Consider the following 21,424-nt stretch of genomic DNA (forward strand, 5'->3'; position numbering starts at 1 on the left):
TTGGGCTGCTTTTATGGCACTTGCGTTGAAATCAAATCGCAGCCGTCACCTCTTGGCTTAATTTGCTCATTCAAAATTATCAATCCCCATACATAAGTAATCTTCTATTGCTTTTGAAGTGACCAAAGAAGTAGTCAGGAGTCAGGAGGAGCCAGTGCGGTGGACGGTGAGACCAGTGCTGCGGGAGGGTTTCCCGACAACAGGCAACTGGCGAACCCGAAGGGGTCCCCCGGCATAAAGCACCTGGCGTTCAGGAGTCAGGAGTCAGGAGTCTGATTTCTTCATTGACTTCTGAATTCTGAATTCTGAATTCTTCTTCATTGACTTGAGGGTACTCACCGCCCCCACCAAATCGAAGATTTGGTGGTCAACAATAGCGTGGCGGGTCACAAGCCCCCACTAATTGCATTCTGATTTCTGACTTCTGAATTCTGAATTCTTCTTCATTGACTTCTGTTTTCTTGCAATCCTTGAAAGTTTGGTGTTTGAGAAGAAAAAATTCATTCGTACAGTAAAAATCAAAAATCAACGTCGGAAAAAGAACTAAATTGTGTATCAGGTCTTGTCATACAGCTAAAAACTTTGACCTGGATATAAAGTATCTGCTTTTGACACCTTTAGCTACCTAATTTTTGCATATTCTACGAAAAACTTTATTTTTTTAAAGATTTTGTAAAATCTTGCAATAAAGCTTACAGATTGCAGATATTTCTGTTATTTTGCTAATGGAAACCTAAAGATGTTTGTTAGTTTAACAATTGAAGTCTGAAGCGAAAAAATGCAAATATAGAAAAAAGCATTCAGGGGCAAATTGCTAGGTTTAACAAAACCTTCTGAATCCACACTGATAGTGTATTTTGGTTTTAAGGCTGGGTAGTCTGAATACAGACGCAATCGCAACTGCAAATATCTGTAAGCAACTGGGGAACTATGAGAATTTTGGTGACGGGCGGTGCTGGGTTTATTGGCTCCCATCTCATCGACCGACTAATAGCAAGTGGAGACGAGGTCCTATGTTTAGATAACTTTTACACAGGACACAAACGAAATATACTCAAATGGTCGGAGCATCCTTTATTTGAAATGATCCGCCATGACATCACTGAACCAATTCGTTTGGAAGTTGATCAAATTTATCATCTGGCTTGTCCAGCTTCCCCAGTACATTACCAGTACAACCCTGTGAAAACAGTTAAAACTAACGTCATGGGGACGCTTAATATGTTAGGCTTGGCAAAACGTGTGAAGGCACGAGTTTTGCTGGCTTCAACGAGTGAAGTCTACGGTGATCCAGAAGTTCATCCTCAAAGCGAGGAATACTGGGGTAACGTTAACCCGATTGGAATTCGCTCATGCTATGACGAAGGCAAAAGAATTGCTGAGACTTTAACATTTGATTATTATAGACAAAATAAAGTCGATGTTCGAGTAGCCCGCATATTTAACACTTATGGGCCTCGAATGCTGGAAAACGATGGTCGAGTTGTGAGCAACTTTATCGTTCAAGCATTGCGGGGTATTCCTTTAACCGTTTACGGAGAGGGTTCGCAAACCCGTAGTTTTTGTTACGTATCAGATTTGGTGGACGGACTGATACGACTGATGAATAACGAATATATTGGTCCAGTCAATTTGGGAAATCCTGATGAATATACGATTTTAGAATTGGCGAAGACAGTGCAAGATTTGGTGAACCCCGACGCACAAATCAAGTTTGAACCATTACCTTCTGATGATCCACGTCGCCGTCGTCCTGACATTACAAGGGCAAAAACTTGGTTAAACTGGGAACCTACTGTTCCTTTGCAACAGGGGTTAAAACTGACTATAGAAGATTTCCGCGATCGCCTCAAGAATGCTGAGTCTTGAGTTTTCGACTCAGGTTTTCAAAGCGAAAAATGTCTTCTGAAAAAAATTAACCCCGAAAAGTGAGGAACTACATAAAATGCGTGTTTGCGTCATCGGTACTGGTTATGTGGGTTTAGTAACAGGTGCATGCTTAGCTCATATAGGTCATGATGTTGTTTGCATAGATAACAACGAAGAGAAAGTCAAGATCATGAAGTCTGGACAGTCGCCGATATTTGAGCCGGGACTGTCAGACATTATGCAGTCTGCTATTCATAGTGGTAAAATAGAGTTCTCAACAGACTTGGCTGCAGGAGTCGCTCACGGAGAAATTTTATTTATTGCAGTCGGAACCCCACCTTTACCAACAGGGGAGAGCGATACCCGTTATGTTGAAGCAGTCGCCCGTGGTATTGGTACACATTTAGACGGTGGGTATAAGGTGATTGTCAATAAATCTACAGTGCCCATTGGTTCGGGAGACTGGGTGCGGATGATTGTTTTAGATGGCATAGCCGAACGTCAAAAAACACTCATCACTGCTGGTGGAGCGCCAACTTATGATAAGTTACCTGAGATTACAGCTGAGTTTGATGTCGTCAGTAATCCAGAGTTTTTGCGGGAAGGGTCAGCGGTTTATGATACCTTTAACCCTGACCGTATCGTCTTAGGAGGTAACAGTCCAAGGGCGATCGCCATGATGCAAGAACTATATGCTCCGATTGTAGAGCGCAAGTTTGCAACTGATCCATCTCTACCCCCAGTGTCAGTGCTCGTCACAGACTTGAGTTCAGCGGAGATGATTAAGTACGCTGCTAATGCCTTCTTAGCAACGAAGATTAGTTTTATTAACGAAGTTGCAAATATTTGCGATCGCGTTGGTGCTGATGTGACCCAAGTGGCAAAAGGTATCGGTTTAGACTCCCGTATTGGTAACAAATTCTTAAATGCTGGCATTGGTTGGGGTGGTTCTTGCTTCCCCAAAGATGTTTCTGCACTGATTCACACTGCAGATGACTACGGTTATGACACACAGTTACTCAAAGCAGCTGTCAGTGTCAACGAACGCCAGCGGTTGCTTGCGATTGAAAAACTCCAGCAAGCCTTGAAAATTCTTAAAGGTAAAACTGTGGGATTGCTGGGTTTAACCTTCAAGCCCGATACAGATGACATGCGGGATGCTCCAGCGCTTAATATTATTGAGCAGTTGAACAGATTAGGAGCTAGAGTTAAGGCATACGACCCAATTGTTTCTCAAACTGGTATGCGTCATGGTCTTTCTGGTGTGTTGGTAGAAACCGATGCCGAAAGACTTGCTGATGGTTGTGACGCTTTAGTGCTTGTGACGGAATGGCAACAGTTCAAAAACTTGGACTACGCTAAGATGGCACAGTTGATGAGTCACCCTGTCATGATTGACGGTCGTAATTTCCTAGATCCTGAGATGATGGTTAGAGCAGGTTTCCAATATGTAGGTATTGGTCGCTAACTTTGAACGCGATGAATTCAAATTACTAAATTTGGCGTTGCTGATTTGAAGTATCAATCCAAGTGTAGAAACGTGACGCCAGTCGCCTCTGTCGGGAAACCCTCCTGCGCCGCGCTGGCGAACCATGGTACGTCAAGACAAGGGTTTGGAATCACACGACATCTTTTTCATACATGGATTCAGCAACGCCCTAAATTTACTACAAAACTCAGGGAGAAAGTGGCAGCCGTCGGCTGCTACTTTCTCCCTGTCGCAATGATTATCATTATCTTCAATGGAGCGAATTACCTTCTACGAGGAAGCAGAGTTACTTCAGAAACTCTTGGATTGCAATATCAGTAGATCACAAAGTTTTTTAGAACTCCTGCCATATGGGCATTTCAGTCAAACACCCCGATATCAGGAAAGCGCTTTTTAATCAGCATTTCAGCCAATGGCGCTAGCTGTCATATCGCGATCGCTCTTAAGAGAGAACTATTTGGCTCGTGATTCGCTCAGGCTGAAACCCTTATTTTTCCGTCAGTTTCCAAAAGTTTGTCATCTACTGACAATACTATTTTTCCAAAAACTTTAGAAAAGTTGTTGCTCTGGATGAATGATAAGATAGGCTGATGAAAAAGCCGCTTCATTTTTCATAGACAAGAATGGACAACCCTATTACGGAGCCTGATCCTGAAAAATTGGGCAGGCTTTTTTGGTTGATTGTGTCGCCCCCTGATTTATTCGTGGCAAGATTAACAAATTGTTGAAAGCAAAATCTTACTCCCTTCCGGTGCTTAAAAATACCTGTTTTTTTAACCGCAGAGGAAGCAGCGAAAAGTATGAGCGGAGGTTTCCTCCGAAGCGCGTAAGCTTCTCAAAGGAGCGAGGCTCATACCTTTTCAAGAGAGAGGACACAGAGAGAGGAAAAAATGACCATCGGCGTTTGGATATTAGGCGACCAACTTTGGATAGAACAAGCAGCACTGCAAAGTTGTCAAGATAAAGTGCCTGTGATCATGATTGAGTCGCTGCATCATGTCCAAGAACGCCCTTACCATCGACAAAAGCTGGTGTTGGTTTGGTCAGCAATGCGACATTTTGCTGAAGAATTACGAGAATTTGGTTATCCAGTTACCTACAAATTAGCTGAGGATTTTGAAACACCACTCCAAGAGTGGGTTAAGGAAAATCAAATTACTGAGTTGCGGGTGATGACGCCAAATGATAAACCATTCACCCAAATGATTGAAAAGTTTGCTTCTTTACACTGCAAAATTACTCTTATTCCTAACAATCATTTTTTATGGAGTGTAGAAGAGTTCACAACTTGGGCAAAACGTCGTAAACGTCTGATCATGGAAGATTTTTATCGAGAAGGACGGCGACGTTTTCAAATTTTGATGGAGGGTGATAAACCAGTCGGGGGACAGTGGAATTTTGATAAACAGAACCGTCAACCGCCAAAAGGTAAATTAAATACGCCATCAACCAAGTGGTTTGAACCGGATGAAATCACTCAAGATGTGATTGTACACGTCAAATCTCTTTCTTTTCCGCTTTACGGAGACGTAGAACCGTTTCGCTGGGGAGTGACTCGTTCTCAAGCACTCCAGATATTAGACTGGTTTATAAAAAATCGTCTACCTGAGTTTGGTCCTTACCAGGATGCTATGGTGACAGGGGAAGAGACAATGTGGCATTCTATGCTATCTCCGTACCTGAATATTGGGTTACTCCAACCTCTGGAAGTTATTCAAGCAGCAGAGAAAGCTTACCACCAAAACCAACTATCTTTAAACAGCATAGAAGGTTTCATTCGTCAAGTGATGGGTTGGCGGGAATATATGCATGGGATTTACCATTTTGTGAGTGCAGATTATCCAGAAAAGAATTGGTTTAATCACACCCAACCTTTACCTGAGTTTTTCTGGACGGGTGAGACGAAGATGAATTGTCTGCACCAGGTACTCACTCAGTTGCTACGTACTGGTTATGCTCATCATATCCAGCGGCTGATGGTTTTGAGTAATTTTGCTTTGATTGCAGGTCTTTCGCCTCAAGCGGTGGAAAATTGGTTTCATGCCATGTTTATTGATGCTTATGACTGGGTGATGCAGACAAATGTGATTGGTATGGGGTTATTTGCTGATGGTGGAATATTGGCATCGAAACCTTATGCAGCATCTGGTAATTATGTCAATAAGATGAGCGATTATTGCAAGGGATGTGTTTATAACCCTAAAGAACGTGTCGGGAAAAATGCTTGTCCTTTCAATTTCTTCTATTGGGATTTTCTTGATCGTCACCGCAGTCAACTTCAGTTTCAAGGAAGAATGAGTTTTATTTTGGGACATCTTGAACGAATGTCTCAAGAAGAATTAGAAATTATCCGTCAACAAGCGCGAGATTGGCATGTGCAACGGTTAGGATAAGCTCACGAGTGTTTGAGACTTGACGACGAGTGTTTAAGACTCGCGGACGAGTGTTTGAGACTCGTGGACGAGTGTTTAAGACTCGCGGACGAGTGTTTAAGACTCGCGGACGAGTGTTTAAGACTCGCGGACGAGTGTTTAAGACTCGACGACGAGTGTTTGAGACTCGTGAACGAGTGTTTGAGACTCGCGGACGAGTGTTTGAGACTCGCGGACGAGTGTTTGAGACTCATCCACTTGCAATACGGTTCGGATACGCCCGCAGGCGATCGCCTCGTCTAAAGAAGAGTACTCTGTGCGATCGCCTATAATTGTGCAATCTCATCTCTCGTCAGCAAGTACGAGATTAGCATGTGCAACAGAGGGATGTGGGGTGAAGGGTGTTTACTTGATGTCGTCGCAGAGAGTGCGATCGCTCTTGTCAACCCGTCAGCTTTTTCTCATTTGGCATTAGCGGGAGGCTGGCTCAGTCGCCAATATTGATGGAAAGTTGGTTTTCCCCAGGTGTTGCTGGCGACCACCATCATGCCGTTGGCGTTGGAATCACGTCGTTCTTGGCTGGCAAAAAGACCAAGGGCAGAGTTGGGGAATGACTTCGGTTGAATGGCATAAGTGTTGGGATCACCGCTGACTGGAACCAATACCCAGGACTGCAACTCACTTTGACTGTGCTGTTGCAAAGTTATAGACCCATTAGCCGCAGGTTGGATTGGCGCTTGGATATACAACTGATTTACCTCCAAGGTCCGGATGCGGTAAGTTCCATCGGTCTGCTTCTCCAGAACCCACAGGTGTCCTTGTCTCCATGCCGTAGTATTAGGAGGATCTTGGTTCCAGGTCCAGATCAAGTCGTTGAGATTGGGAGAGCCATTCGCCGGTAGTAAATAACTAGCCGTCATTTGGTGAATCAACATCCAGGTACCGGAAACATCATCTGGGCGTGGGATCATAATATCCTCCTCGGGATAAAGTGGGGGTAGTGGTGGAAAAGAGATTGGTACTGTAATTTGGACTGTCTTGCCGCCAACGACTTCTCCATCGGCAATGACATCGAGAGAGCCGCTAAAGACCTGAACCTGGCTGGTGCCTTCCACAGTGCCAATCCAGTCAACGTTGAAGGTAAGTTCATGATCTTGGTCTCTGCTGAGTGGACCGTGACCAGCGGGAGGTGCGATCGCTTGCACAAACTGTGCCGTGGCACCGCTGGCTACCAGACTGATGTTCCCGAACGCGGTGATCTGTGCTGCTAATTCCGTGGTGATCGTCTCGATAATGGTATCCACACTCACACCTTGGACCAGTTTGCAACCCGTCGCCTTGGCAATCCTTGTCCCTTGTCCTTTGGTGCCGCCAGAATCGCCGCAGAATTCCTGATACCCGTTATATTGAGGTGCCAATTTCGGCTCGTCGTCCAGCCCCTCTGGGGAGTTAGGGTTGATGTTCAAGCTGAGGGCCAGCACTTTGATCTTCTCTGCGACTAGCTTAGCGGTGACCGATGCCTCGGTGATGTCGTAGGATAGGCCGGAGATTTTCTGGCAGACTGCGTCGTGTCCGGCGGCGTCACCAAACCAGACGATGATCCGCTTGGCATCGGCACGCCAACCGATCTTGCCACCTGGTGGTTCGGCCACCTGATCGAGTCCATAGAACTGAGCTTCTGGAATGTCCTTACCGGGAGTGGTTGTCCAGGTATCGACTGCCGCTTTGACGGCGGCGATATTGGCACTCAGGCTACATTGGTGGGCGAAGGCGTAGGGATGTTGCTCAGCAACCGGGGCCGGAAAGTCTTTGTAGTCACCAACCCCGAACCAGACATCGGACCCTAGCGCTTGGATTTGGGTTAGGACATCCATGATGCCACTCTTGACGGCGGCGATCGCTGGAGCCATGCTACCTGTCGTGTCGGCGAGAAAATAGACATCCACTTTGGGGACTACCCCAGATTTCGGGATGCTGACTTTCACCAGTTCGGCTAACGTCTGGTCTTTTGACAGGCTCAGATCGTTCGTTGGCGGTGAAACCTGAATTGGAATACTCATTAACTTGAATAACTCTTTCTTTGGATAATTTCTTTTTTGGAAGTCCCTGACATGTTTGTTATGCTTTCTCAGGGTTTATTTCCCAGATATTTTGTGATGGCTGTGGCAAGTTCATATTTTGGACAGTTTGCCTTGCTGCCGAAGAAAGCCCAATAGCCCATTTGTCGAAATGACTGGTCAGATCGTGCCCGGTTATGTCAGACATCAAGATATAGAACTTATCTCGTTTTGCCTGATCGTCCTTGAGCTGAGCCACTTCGTTAGCTGACAGTTCACGATAGCGCTTGTTAAGTTCCTTGTAGATATCCCATCCTTCTGGAAAAGCGTGTTTTATCTGCATCAGAAACACCAGCTTTCCCCAATCACCAGCCTTGTTAAATTTATCGGTAATGTTGGGGTCATTCAGCAGATTGATCGCTTTGATGTAATCTTTGCGCTTTATCAGTTCGTCTGGCTCTCCCAGCTTTTCCTGCACGTAAAGCGAATATAGATTTACCGTGCTTTCACCTCCAAAAGTGGACGCCCATAAAGGCTGTTGGTAGTTATGGCCAAGCTCATGCCAAACTCCCCAACCCGTGCGGCCGCTTTTGCTAATAGCATTTACATCAGCTAATTTATAGCCGGGGGAGAACATTATAGGAATGCCAGCATGTGCGCTTCCTGCCGAGATTTGCTTATCCATAACAAGCCACTGTTTGCCCTGCGGGGTTCGATGGGGCAAAGCTGGATTTTCAGAAAAGCCAGCTAGCTCACTTACCCACCCTACAATATTGTCCCACATGCTTCCCAGTGATTCTTGGTTATCAAGATTTCTCACATCGCTTGATGGCACGACGACCACGACCTTCGTGGTCTCTATCACTGCCCAAGGTGCCGGGTTGTTCCGAATAGTTCTCCATTGCTCTGGAGTTGTTACCCCGTGGATATAATGTGGAGCTTCCACCGCATCTTGAATCTCAATATCAAGTACCTTGTCAGCGCTGTCGGTAGATTCTAGAAAAATCAGACCACCGTATTGATTACGCACCTGATTCTGACCAGGTTCTAAGGGTAAACGTAGGGTCACAATTGGTGGTCTCTTAAACTTGCCATCTTGTTTAACATTCTTTGAATCGGGAGCAAGTTCATCGGTATGGGTATTCATCCGGACTTTAACGCCCTTGAGATCTTGCCGTGTTGCATTTTTCACATTAACGATTAGCTCCTCAGCAGGACGAGCGTATAAACCCGTGATTTTCCAGTTTTTGGGCGGTTGGCTCATCCTGAACTGTTCACGGTCATTAAACACACGATCAAATTCAATCGTTTTGTTGACAATTTCAGCGCCTGGCTCAATATTTCCCGGAAAATCACTCACATCGGGCGGCGAGATAATCTTAGTTGGTGGTTGAAACGTACCCTGACGAAACTGAGCCTTTTCCAATTCCTGTGTAAATGTATCGCTAAGTGCAATCGGGTAGCGAATCGGTAACTTGTCTAGATTGGCTTCTAAGAATTCGCGATCCTCTTTCCCCCAGCTCCAATGCTGCTGCCTGTAGCCATTGTAACCGTAAATAAGAATGTTGGCACCCAAATAACCACCATCGAGAACTCGCTGGTTATTAGACTTGCTTCTAAACACTCCGTTGTCATATTGCCATAACTGACCTGATGTGTCTTTGCATGAAGTTAACGTGGTTTTAGTACCACTACTCAGTGAACCGCCATCAAGACACTTTTCTTGCTGAACATCTGCAAGACTTTTTAAGTGTCCCTGATCGTCCATTGACCAGAGTTGCTGGACGAGATCCCCTCTACCGAGATCCCCTCTACAAATTCCAGCAATAACGCTGTTGCCATTAGCCTCCATACATAATAGCGCACCTGAATCTGTCCGCCCCGAAATGAGCATATCTCCTTGCTCAGACACTACGGTTATTCCCTGAGCTACTTGAGCTGCAATAGCTCTACTGGGAAAAATGAATAAGCACAAAAGCAGGAAGACGAGCAAACTTTTCAACACTTTGGCAAACATAGATTGGTTTCTCTGTTCTGAATAAACTCAAACCTTCCGATAGTTTCAACTTGGAAGAGTACAGCAGGATTTCTACTGTTAGTAACTATTTATTTGATGGATACATCTACAACAGTAGAATTAAGACAAGATGCAATGCTTTGTCAAGTATAAAAAATACATTTTATACTGATAAGTTGTTACACATCTAATTTCTGTAGATCACAAACTTTTCCCCCAAGAGCGATCATTGGCAAATTGTGTAGTCTGTAATACTTTTCCTCGGTCAGCGTTTAAGCAAGTAGGTTGGTCATCTATGATATTTGCTTATATCAGGTGACAGTTTAGTTTCTGAGAACTAAGCCGAGGGAAGATAAATGCCTTCAACGACTTCATGTATTTTTTCAACAGCTTGACGCAAGAAAGCCAACATCTGTTTGAGACTAAACAGTTCACGATAAATTAATCGTCCATCTTTCCTCGGTTGACCAATTTTTAACCAGAGAGGATTAACCCAGATATTTACTAAAATAAAAGAGATGCCAACAAACAATAATCTCAAGGTTGGCTTTTTATTAGTTGTTCTGATTCGGCAGATATTTTTGAGCGGAGGCGGAGACGCTCCGCCTCCGGTCTATAACTACTTTCTATTCCAAATCTTTTTCGATAGTCTTGGTGGATAATAGCCCCCCACTTTTAAAACATCCTCTAAGATACACATTCCGTCGAGGTTGAAATAGGGATGAGTTCCAAGCCAAAAGCTTGAGCTTTTTTCTTAACGGGACTTAGACAAAAATTAAGCCCAAATGAAGCCCCCGCGATTACTGCTAAAATTCCGATCATTAGGATATCAATCAACAAGTGGGCACGGGTACGTTCTACTCGTAGGTCTTCAATCTCCCTAAACTAGCTTTGCAGTTGCTCGGTCAACGTCGTTGCTTCGGCAACACTCACAAATGTTCGACGGTTGACTTGGGGGACGAGAACCAAAGCCTTTATACATGGGTAATAGCCTGACATCACAGAGTTATTGCTCACTACCCTACCCCATTACAGTACCATTTTTCACACGCAAATTAAAATGCGCTTACCCTGCTCCCTACCCAAATTGCGTATAGTACTTATGTACGATGCGTAAGTCCTAAAAAATATTGATACCGCATATTGCTATTTTAATAACCTTGTTATAGACTGCATGTGACAGCAAACATAGCGCTTACAAGATTGCTATTTGCTGCTTATGCACTTTACTATCCTTAACCCAACAGTAGAAAAAATTCACAGAAAATTTCAAGTTACACGAAGTTGCGATCAATATTATTATTTAGTGGGAGTAAAATCAGTGTGCAGTCATGCCTCGTACTCGAATCGATATCATTCCTCATCTGGATTATGCAGAGTTAACGATAGCGCTACCGTCGTTGTCGAGATGTGAAAGAACGCAGTCGATGAGAGCGTGATTCGTCTATTGAGCCGCCCAGAAAAACCAATGAAAGTAGAGCAAGTAGCGGAAATTACGGATTTTAGCCCTGATTGAGTACGTAAAATTGCTCGCCGTGACAACGCTCTTGGAGCAGAGGGGATTGTAGACGGACATAGAAAAAGCCCAGGAGGCAAACACAAAGCCCTAACATCCGAACAACTTAAAGAGCTTTTTGAAAAGTTACAGTCACCCCCAGAAGATGGTGGATTATGGAGTGGATCAAAAGTTGGGGAATTGATTAAACAACAGTTTGGCATCCGTGTACATCGAGTCACAGCATGGGACTAACTGTGTAAATTAAATCAATTAAACAGTTGAGGTAGCGATTACTCTATTTATCAGTGAGGATGAATACTGCAATTGGATCTGGGTAAGGAGTAACCACCGCGATCGCGCCTTGAATTTCACCCTCATCTGTATTGCCATGTGATAGGGCAATCTAGCAGTTTTTACAGCAAAAGGCGATCGTGTCATATCATGTCCAGTTGAACAATTGTCTGCAGCGAATGAAGTGAAGCAATCCCCGAACCGCAAATGAAAAACAAAAACAGCAACAAACCAACACAAACAAAGTAGTTATGTTTACAAATAAGCCATTCATAAGTTTAATCAAGATGATTAGTGTAATAGCTATCATTTTCATTAATCTGTCAGCAAGTGCCTTATCTCTCAACCTCGACTCAGAGATTAGCAGCGACCCAATCAGTCTTCAAGCCAATCAGACGCTCCTAGCTCAGCAGGCTTTAACTCAAGACGAAAAACAGGTCAGTGTAAATTCCCTGTTAAACGACCTAACAACTCTGGATGCTTATAAAAACGGGTCTTCTGACAATTACAAGACACGTGTGTTATACCCTTTTGGGAGCGAGGCTTTTGGAGTGCTGGCCGATAGCGGCGGCAAGATTGTAGCGGCTGGAGCCAAGTATGGAAAAGGGAGGATTGTTGTATATGCCAGAAAAAGCTATAAATCAAGCGATTCGGATTTTGCCCTGCCTAAATCCGACGATGGCAATCAGCTTCAATTTTTGTCTAACTCCTTGAATTGGCTATCAAAGGACGTTTACGCTGGTGCAACTTCGACCAATAAAATGAATCTGTTGACCAATCATGAAAAGCAGGCTAGTGACGCCCACTCTTCTTGGAACTTAAGTATTATCAAGACAACCGATTTTACAACCCTAAGTAAGGAGCTAGCTAATCCGGTAACTTACCCTGTAACCTACGTTGTGGAAAATTGGAGCAGTGTCAATCCTACTCCCACATTAAAGGATACAGAGGTTAAGGCACTTCTGGAATATGTCAATGGTGGAGGCAGTTTGCTGATAAAGGAGCCGTACACCAGAGCTGAGTCCACCTGGAATAGCGATATTCCAAAAGGCATAAATAAAATCCTGACAACAGCAGGTATTGCCATGACAACCGAGTTTGTGGAGCCGAACAACAATACTTTTCCCGTTAATTCTCCTGTCGCTGGCAACTATACGCTTCCTCAGGTAACCCCACTGGCCAATCATATCCAAATCTTGCAAGATAGGGAATATAAACAAGCTGGTACAGATGCGGCAGTGGAAGAGGCAATGATTAAGGTCAGAATTTTACTTGATACTGATAATGCAGAAGTATTAAACATGCTCGACCAGTGGCGTGGTAACTCTCCTAAGTATCCCAATGTTCTAACTCTAGAACAAAAATCTTTCCAAAAGCTTGCCAGTCCCATTTCCTACCTTGCAGTGCTCAGAGACTCTCTTGTCAAGGATATGAAACTAAACTACTGGATGTTGCCGACCATAACTGGCCAAACTCCGGTTACTGCCAACGTTACCTTCAATATTCAGGACGAGCCTAATTACCTAAGAGACTATGGGCAGCCGGAGCATGTTACGTCCGCCCGACTTTATGCAAACCCCAACAGCACTCTTACAGTTACTGTACCTGATATTCCATCTGCCCGAGATGGTAAACTTGGACTAAGGATTAATAATCATTCTGATGTAAAAGAGAAAGAGAAAAATGCAACAGTTGTCAGACCATTTCAGCTTAGGGAAAACTATCCTCTCAACGTAGGTGTCAATAGAATTAATTTGCATTTAGGGGGTCTGGTGTATCTTACTTCTACCTCCCTCGATGATGAGAACATAACAGTTTCAATTGAAGGTGCTTACAACTCACCTTATTTTAAGCTCAGCGAAACAACTCCAACTGGATGGGACACAGTACAATCTAAATATGGAGGAGGCTTCTTAGAGATTGAGTCCAAATATATGATTTTTACTATGGATACTGGCGAAAAAGACATAGTAACCGGAAAAGAAGTTGAGGCTTATGCCAAGGCAGCTGATCGCAGTTTTAAAGCCCATCTGAATTATAGAGGACTTGATGATAGCATACCTGCCCATAAACCGCCAAATCTTAAGTACAGAGTTACTTTGGAGTACGATACAATATGCTCTGGCTCTGATGGGTATGCCTGCTCAGGCACTAGTAGTGGACCAACTCAAGTCACGAAATTACCATTTTACTATAGTAGTCTTAAGGAAAACACGGCTGCACAGCTCAGAAGTGGGAACTACTTTGTTTGGCACGAGTTGGGGCATGTATTTGGTTCTTCAGAACTAGCAAGAGCCGAAGGAAATGACGGAATGGCTCTCTCGGAACCTCTAGCGGATTACAACAGGGTTGCTGTTACTATTCTTAGCGGAAATATTACTAAATATCTTGGAGGAAGGGAATATACCGATATCACAAATGGCACTGTAACAAAGCTAGACCAATATGTAGGAGAGCTGCTAGAACAGTTGTTTAGTTACTATAACCAGGAGTCTCAAGGCGGTATAGATCAGCTGGCAGTTCTAAGAAATATTCATAGGCAATGGCGGGAATTTCCGAAGACCGGAGGGGGAGCGTGCGATCCAAAGCAGTTTGGCGGAGGCCTTGATAATGCTGACTTCTTTGTTTACGCTGTTTCCAAAGGTATGGGAGTGGATCTGAGACCATGGTTCAAAGAATATGGACATACTGCTTCAGCTGAGGCTAACACATGTATAGGCCAGCTCAATCTTACCAAGGTAGTTAATCCTGCTGATGTGAAAAAATACATACCTCCACAGTATAAGATAAGCACCGACGAACCATCTAACCGAACTGCCAATAGCGTAGAGCTTAACTACACCTCTGAGATTGGAGGGACGCTATACTGGAGTGTTGATGAGGTTGTTGATGAGAAAGAGGAGACCGTTTCAGACATAGTTAATGGCAATAATTTTTACTTTGATCCTGTACTGCATGGCAATATGCCAGTTGTAGCTAAAACACCGACCGGACCAATTAAGGTACCCGGATTAAAGCCAAATACTAAGTATTTAGTTCAAGCCACTGTCTATCAAAGCGGCATACCCAAACTATACCCTAGCTACACTAAGATAGTTAAGAAAGAATTTACTACGCTGCCTGATTCTAACACCGGATTGTCAACGGCGAGGTAGCCCCGGCATTTATGGATGGGTGCGACCCGTTGCCAGAAATAAGTAGACATCTGAGGAAAAAGTCAAACTCCTACTATCACTACCTCTGCAGTAAGTGCGATCGCGCTTACTGCAGAGGTAGCGAATTAGTACGTAATAATCAGCATTAGAGATGCTGACTCTTGAAATTTAGCCAAAAAATAGTATCTCTTTAAGAGAATTCAGTTTCCGCTTTTTCCCAGTAGACCTCTCCAAAAATGATTTTTAGTGCAAGCGCGGTAAAGGTTTCATAGCCATTTTTGGAGAGGTCTAGTAGACATATCCGAAAAATCCCAATACTTGTCTAGAACTGGCTTTGATACCAAGTTGCACTCAAAGAGCGAATCTGTCCGCAGCGAGTGGAACGTAGTGGAGCGAAGCAATCTCCCGTAACCAGCTATAGCATTTTCTAGTAAGCGTGAGGTACAGTAACAACAATGAGTAAACCAACTACGGATATCATTTAGAGAGACTTTACTAAAGGCTTCTTCAATAGCTTTAGCTAAGTCTGGATAATTTCTGGCACCAATAGAGTCGCTGCGGATAGATTACGCGTAGTAGTTCAGGGTTGATGAGATTGCTTCCTTCGACTTTGTTCCAGTCGCTGCGGACAGATTACGCTTTGACAATGCAACTTGGTATGAGTACGCCCAGAACTCAAGTTCACCGGCTCATAACCCAAGTCCGTTCACAGATGACAAAATTAAAATCCTAAAAACCCTCAAAACAAGGTATAGTCCCAAAAATCTAGCTCTGAACCACCGTACCAAGGACGCAAAGAAATAAGAGAGACAGCGTAAGTCCCATCTAAATTTTCCAAAAATTACATAAAAAGTTAAGATTTATAACGACTATAATACAGAAAATAATAAAGTGTTTCCAGACAAAGGCTAGAAAATCAATTCTTGTATACTAGAGATATTTTGCTAAAAATGTCTGAATTCACAAAAACAAAACAACAGCAGAAAATATTACAAAAACTCAAATTGTACACAGGAATATTATTTGCTGTTTTAGCGTGCATCATCTTGCTTTCTACCCCAAAAGCCATACCGCAGCAACCAGTAGTCTTGAATATGTTGATTACTGCCCCTGATGCTCAACCTTGGAAGCAAGGCATTATCAAAGATTTTGAAGCAAAAAATCCGGGGATTCGTATTAATCTTGTAGAAGGTCCAAATTCGACAAATTTGCTAGAAGACTTGTATACTTCAGCATTTATTTTGGGAGATTCTCCTTATGACTTGGTAAATATGGATGTTATTTGGACATCGAAATTTGCTGCGGCTGGATGGTTATTAGATTTGAGCGATCGCCTCACAAAAGAAGAATTAGCAGCATTCTCACCCAAAGATGTAGAAGCAGGACGTTACGAAGGTAAACTCTACAGAATTCCCGTGCGTAGTGATGTCGGAGTCCTCTACTATCGCGAAGATTTGCTCAAAGGCGCAGGTTTTCAAGCACCAGAAACATTCGCAGATTTGCTCAAAATTTCTAAGTCCTTAAAAGAGCAAGGAAAAGTGAATTGGGGTTACATTTGGCAAGGTCGTCAGTATGAAGGACTAGCTGCTATGTTTGTGGAAGTCTTGCAAGGTTTTGGTGGATTTTGGGTGAAGCCTGATACTTTAGAAGTGGGGCTAGATAAACCGGAAACATTGAAGGCGATCGCCTTTCTCAAAGACACGATTCAAGAAGGAATTTCTCCGCCTGGAGTCACAACATATATTGAAGAAGATACCAGACGGATATTTCAAAGTGGTCAAACAGCATTTTTACGAAGTTGGCCTTATGTTTGGCCCTTAGCGAATGCTGAAGATTCTCCTCTCAAAGGTAAAATAGCTATCATACCAATGGTCGCTACTCCTGGTAATAGTGGAGGAGCATGTTTAGGTGGTTGGGGTTTAGGAATCGCCAAATCCTCTAAACATCCTCAAGAAGCTTGGAAAGCAATTCAATTCTTTACCAATGAAGAAGTACAGCGCCAATTTATTTTAAAAGCGGGTTTTGTACCAAGCCGACGTTCACTGTTTACAGACTCACAAATTGTTAGTAAATACCCTCATTATCCTCAGTTACTGAAAATAGCTAATCAAGCCGTATTACGTCCGCCCATTGCTCAATATGCTCAAGCATCAGATATTTTGCAACGTTACCTCAGTGCAGCACTCACAAATCGCATGACTCCTGAAAGCGCGATGCAAGCTGCTGCGAATGAAACCAAGCTATTACTAAACAATTCAAAATCGCGTAGCGTCCTTAGTGTTAGCGCAGGCCCCCAAAGGGGCTAGCGAAGGATCTAATTCAAAATTCAAAATGAAACAAATGGTACTGGTAACTATATTGGGTGTTTTGTGTATGCAAATTTCTGATGTAAAGATATTGAAGACAAAGTTTCTACGACAAATGACTCATGACCAATCTATTGTCAATTATCAATTCAAAGACACAACTTTGAAATTAAATTATCAGTTATCAATTATCGATTTGATACAGCAGCAATTCCTGAGTCAGGAGTCAGGAGCGGAGCAAGGAAAGCTCCGCCTCCGGTCAGAAGTAAAAAGGGCTTAGAGTCTGCGTTTTAGACTTCAGTACTGTACTTCATTTACTTGCAATCTGCTGTAATTGATAATTGTTCATTGCTCATTGTTCATTGATAACTGTTCATTGTTCATTGATGTTGACTAATATGCAAACAATCAGAAGTCGAGAACAACGAACAGCGTGGATTTTCTTGCTACCCGCCTTGCTGTTGCTGTTGTTGGTTTTCGGGTATCCAATCCTTCGCGCTTTTTGGTTAAGTTTCTTTACTCAAAATTTGGGAACAAAGCTGCAACCTATCTTTTCTGGTGTTAGCAATTATGGGCGGATGGTGGGAGATGGTCGTTTTTGGCAGAGTTTCGGGACGACAACAATATTCACGACCGCAACAGTATTGCTAGAACTCCTGCTAGGATTAGGTATTGCCTTGGTATTGAACAAGAAGTTTTTTGGTAGAGGTGCAGTACGTACAATTGCCATTTTACCTTGGGCTTTACCTACCGCCCTCATTGGTCTTGCTTGGGCTTGGATTTTTAACGACCAGTTTGGAGTTGTTAATGATATTCTGCTACGGTTAGGTTTGATTCAAACTGGAATTAACTGGTTGGGAGACCCGACATTGGCAATGATAGCTGTGATAATTGCAGATGTGTGGAAAACGACTCCGTTTATTAGTATTTTACTATTGGCTGGTTTGCAGTCGATTTCACCAGATTTATACGAAGCTCATGCAATTGATGGTGCCACATCTTGGCAAAGCTTTTATCAAATTACTCTGCCTTTGTTGATACCACAAATTCTCATCGCCACATTGTTTCGATTTGCTCAGGCTTTTGGAATTTATGACTTGATTGCTGTCATGACTGGAGGTGGTCCTGGTGGTGCAACAGAAGTGGTATCGTTGTATATTTACTCTACCATCATGCGCTACTTAGATTTTGGCTATGGAGCAGCTTTGGTTGTGGTTACGTTTCTTCTACTCATTGTGGCGGTTGCTATTGCTAGTTTTTTACTCAACAAATCTCGTATCAACACCTTTTAAATCAGTACACAATGAACAGTACACAGTACACAGTGAAGGAGTCAGGAGTCAGGAGCGGAGGCGGAGCCGCTCCGCCTCCGGTCAGAATAAAAGAGTTAATTGATTCTTCTATTCTGAATTCTGGATTCAGCAATACTGAATACTTCTTCAAACTGATAACTGATAACTGGTAACTGTTAAGAAGACTAACTGTAAAATCTCTAATTTCAAAGTTTATGACTGTGACTCAGGAAGCATCGACGACAAATCCTAAACCAAAAACAAGAATGAAAAATTCTTGGAAAAATATTTTATTTTGGGTAACTGTTGCTTTAGTCGTCATTTTCTGTTTAGCACCAGCAATGTGGCAATTACTAACTTCATTCAAAGTCAATCAAGATATTGCCAAAATTCCTACCGTTTATTTTCCCTCTCGACTGACTTTCAATCACTACATTGAAATATTCGCCCGTCGTCCGTTTTGGCGCTACATCTTAAATAGTGCTTTTGTGTCGATTCTTTCGACATTTTTCTCTTTGGTATTGGGTGCGCCTGCTGCTTATGCTTTAGCACGGTTGCGTCCTTGGGGTGGCAGAGTTATCCTTGCAGGTATTCTCATTGTGACTTTATTCCCTGGAATTTTATTGTTCTTGGGACTGTTGGAAATTATCCAAAGCTTACATTTAGGGAACAACTATTTAGCCCTGATTATTCCATACACTGCTATCAATTTACCTTTGACAATTTTGGTGTTACGCAGCTTTTTTCAGCAATTACCAAAAGACTTAGAAGATTCTGCCAGGGTAGATGGTTACAATACTGCGCAAATGTTAGTGCAAATCTTAATACCCATGACACTTCCTGCTTTGGTAACAACGGGAATTCTCACATTTATTTTTGCCTGGAATGAGTTTATTTTTGCTCTGACGTTTATTACTCGTGAACAGATGAAAACAATTCCCGTTGCTGCAGCACAATTAGGCGGTGCAACAGTTTTTGAAATTCCCTATGGTCCGATTGCTGCAGCAACTGTTGTTGGAACATTACCGTTAGTTTTACTTGTTTTGTTTTTCCAGCGTAAGATTATTCAAGGTCTAACTGCTGGCGCTGTTAAAGGTTAATCAACTTATATGTTGCACCAGGGGTCAAAAACCGGGTTTCTTGAGAATGACGACAGTTAAAAACCTTAATATTTCGTGCATCAACCCGGTTTTTTAGGTCTTGTTGAGAATGATGCCAGATATCAGTCAACAGATAATCAATAAATAAAAACTATGGCGAAACTGGAACTAAAAAACTTAAACAAAACCTATACTCCCAAAGTCATTCCAGTTAAAGACATTAGTATAACTGTAGATGACAATGAATTTCTCACTTTACTTGGTCCGAGTGGTTGTGGTAAGTCTACGACATTGCGAATGATTGCAGGGTTAGAGGAACCAACTCACGGTCGGATATTTCTTGGGGATGAGGATATCACGTTTGAACGACCAGGCGATCGCAATATGGCGATGGTGTTTCAAAGCTATGCACTTTATCCCCATATGTCTGTGTACGAAAACCTCGCCTCTGGACTGAAGTTGAAAAAAACTCCCCGCACTGAAATTCACCAACGAATCACGGAAGTTTCAAGACTTCTGGGATTAGAAGAATTACTACAGCGTAAACCTGGTCAATTATCGGGGGGACAAAGACAACGAGTCGCTGTTGGTCGGGCGTTAGTGCGTCGCGCCCAAGTTTACTTGCTTGATGAACCACTTAGTAACCTAGATGCGCTTCTACGCGAACGAGTCCGCGCAGATATCAAGCAAATATTTGCTGCCCAAAAAGCCCCAGTGGTCTACGTAACTCACGACCAAACAGAAGCAATGACGCTTTCAACAAAAGTGGCTGTCCTTAATGATGGTCTTGTCCAGCAACTCGACCCACCAGAACGCATTTACAACCAGCCAGCTAATTTATTTGTCGCTGGATTTGTTGGTAGTCCACAAATGAATTTGCTCACGCTACCCTGTAAGGAACGTCATGCAATCTTAGGTGATGCAAAAATGGTTTTGCCGAATATTCCAACATTACCACCAGAAATCATATTGGGTATCCGTCCAGAACACGTTCGCATTGCACAACCAGATGATACGCAACTCATCAAAGGACAAGTTTTTCTGGTGGAAAACTTAGGTATGCACAACTTAGTCAGTGTGCGGGTTGCAACTTCTGAGACTGAACCGTTGACTGTGCGTGCGTTGTTAGCACCAGACCAAAAATGGAATAATGAAGAAATCACATTAGCTTTACCGCCCCAGAATATCCACTGGTTTGATATTCAATCAGGTAATACTCTTTGCTTACTCTAAACCTCGAAGTCCTGTGACCTTTAACCTCGTTTACTGAGTCACTTAGATAACACACATTTAGAAAGAACTGGTAAGTGTTTTTATGCGAAAGAAGCAGAACGTAAAACTGAACGAGGTGTTAGCCGAAGACGGTGCCGGAGACTTAATGATGCGCATGAATTTTACGAGAGCCTACAAAGTAGTACCGTTCCTAGGCGCACCTAAGCTACAGTACGTCGTCGTACAGCACACTCTTGACGACACGTTCATGATACTCTCGGATTGGCTCGACGAAGACGACGAGGATAAAGCGCTGCCGCTTCGACCGAAGCATTTGGAAGTAATGCGCCACATAGGGGCTTACCGACTATACGACCCGGCAACGAATAACTACTTGGTGTTGAATGATGTAGGAGAGGAACTTCTACGAAGAGGTACGACTTTCCGGGTGGTACGTTCACGTGACGGTAAAAACTTCGCTATAACTGACATAGTGCGGAGGTACGATGACTAACGACTTCCCGAAACATTACGTACTAGAACTACTGAACACACTGAAAGTGACGACGGTGGCTGGTACTGTTTCTGCCTTGGTGTGTTTCTCTTGTGTCCCGAAAGCGCTGACCGAGCGAGCGGGTATAGGTAAGTTGCAGACACTCCTCGCTGGTGTGTTGACTGCGCACGCGACGAAAGAACTTCTAACAGAGTGGCTGCGAAGTTTACCTGAGCAGATACGTATACTCATCGAAGACTGGGAGGAAAGATG

The 21,424-nt window shown here is 43.3% G+C and carries 13 protein-coding genes; 10 read left to right on the forward strand and 3 right to left on the reverse strand.

The annotated features are described in order from the left end of the window. The first annotated feature begins 930 nt into the window (after positions 1 to 930). The 4 genes from DP117_RS09405 to DP117_RS09420 all read left to right on the forward strand — a co-directional run bounded on the left by DP117_RS09405 (position 931) and on the right by DP117_RS09420 (position 6,062). On the forward strand, positions 931 to 1,869 hold the full coding sequence (locus DP117_RS09405; RefSeq protein WP_169218053.1) for a UDP-glucuronic acid decarboxylase family protein: 939 nt from the start codon (positions 931 to 933) through the stop codon (positions 1,867 to 1,869). 76 nt (positions 1,870 to 1,945) lie between these two features. Continuing rightward, positions 1,946 to 3,337: a UDP-glucose/GDP-mannose dehydrogenase family protein gene (locus DP117_RS09410; RefSeq protein WP_169218054.1), complete on the forward strand. Its 1,392-nt coding sequence runs from the start codon at positions 1,946 to 1,948 to the stop codon at positions 3,335 to 3,337. A 911-nt stretch (positions 3,338 to 4,248) separates the two neighbouring features. Continuing rightward, complete coding sequence (locus DP117_RS09415; protein WP_169218055.1) at positions 4,249 to 5,751, forward strand: cryptochrome/photolyase family protein; 1,503 nt, start codon at positions 4,249 to 4,251, stop codon at positions 5,749 to 5,751. Positions 5,752 to 5,780: 29 nt separating this feature from the next. Further along, on the forward strand, positions 5,781 to 6,062 hold the full coding sequence (locus DP117_RS09420) for a hypothetical protein (protein WP_169218056.1): 282 nt from the start codon (positions 5,781 to 5,783) through the stop codon (positions 6,060 to 6,062). A 129-nt stretch (positions 6,063 to 6,191) separates the two neighbouring features. Here the strand turns inward: DP117_RS09420 and DP117_RS09425 are convergent, their stop codons facing one another. From DP117_RS09425 to DP117_RS36080, 3 genes are all read right to left on the reverse strand, one after another. Further along, a complete protein-coding gene (locus DP117_RS09425; protein WP_169218057.1) occupies positions 6,192 to 7,790 on the reverse strand; it encodes a hypothetical protein in 1,599 nt (532 codons plus the stop codon). Between the two features lie 58 nt (positions 7,791 to 7,848). Continuing rightward, entirely contained in the window at positions 7,849 to 9,804 is a 1,956-nt protein-coding gene (locus DP117_RS09430) for a M60 family metallopeptidase (RefSeq protein WP_169218058.1), read from the reverse strand. A gap of 337 nt (positions 9,805 to 10,141) precedes the next feature. Continuing rightward, positions 10,142 to 10,345 (reverse strand): hypothetical protein, encoded by a 204-nt coding sequence (locus DP117_RS36080; RefSeq protein ID WP_248277597.1) that lies wholly within the window; start codon positions 10,343 to 10,345, stop codon positions 10,142 to 10,144. 1,499 nt (positions 10,346 to 11,844) lie between these two features. Here DP117_RS36080 and DP117_RS09440 point away from each other — a divergent pair. The 6 genes from DP117_RS09440 (at position 11,845) to DP117_RS35340 (ending at position 21,172) form a co-directional block, all read left to right on the forward strand. Next, positions 11,845 to 14,748, forward strand: coding sequence for a M60 family peptidase N-terminal accessory domain-containing protein (locus DP117_RS09440; RefSeq protein WP_169218059.1), 2,904 nt, complete (start codon positions 11,845 to 11,847; stop codon positions 14,746 to 14,748). Positions 14,749 to 15,698: 950 nt separating this feature from the next. Further along, positions 15,699 to 17,054, forward strand: coding sequence for an ABC transporter substrate-binding protein (locus tag DP117_RS09445; RefSeq protein ID WP_169218060.1), 1,356 nt, complete (start codon positions 15,699 to 15,701; stop codon positions 17,052 to 17,054). A 389-nt stretch (positions 17,055 to 17,443) separates the two neighbouring features. Further along, positions 17,444 to 18,346 carry a sugar ABC transporter permease gene (locus tag DP117_RS09450; RefSeq protein ID WP_169218101.1) on the forward strand — a complete coding sequence of 301 codons (903 nt, stop codon included), beginning with the start codon at positions 17,444 to 17,446 and terminating at the stop codon, positions 18,344 to 18,346. 215 nt (positions 18,347 to 18,561) lie between these two features. Then, positions 18,562 to 19,446, forward strand: a complete 885-nt coding sequence (locus DP117_RS09455) for a carbohydrate ABC transporter permease (protein WP_169218061.1) — start codon at positions 18,562 to 18,564, stop codon at positions 19,444 to 19,446. Between the two features lie 153 nt (positions 19,447 to 19,599). Next, a complete protein-coding gene (locus DP117_RS09460) occupies positions 19,600 to 20,679 on the forward strand; it encodes an ABC transporter ATP-binding protein (RefSeq protein WP_169218062.1) in 1,080 nt (359 codons plus the stop codon). A gap of 247 nt (positions 20,680 to 20,926) precedes the next feature. After that, entirely contained in the window at positions 20,927 to 21,172 is a 246-nt protein-coding gene (locus DP117_RS35340; protein WP_211175999.1) for a hypothetical protein, read from the forward strand. Positions 21,173 to 21,424 lie beyond the last annotated feature (252 nt).

Origin of the sequence: Brasilonema sp. UFV-L1 (assembly GCF_012912105.1) — a bacterium.
Taxonomy (GTDB): Bacteria; Cyanobacteriota; Cyanobacteriia; order Cyanobacteriales; family Nostocaceae; genus Brasilonema.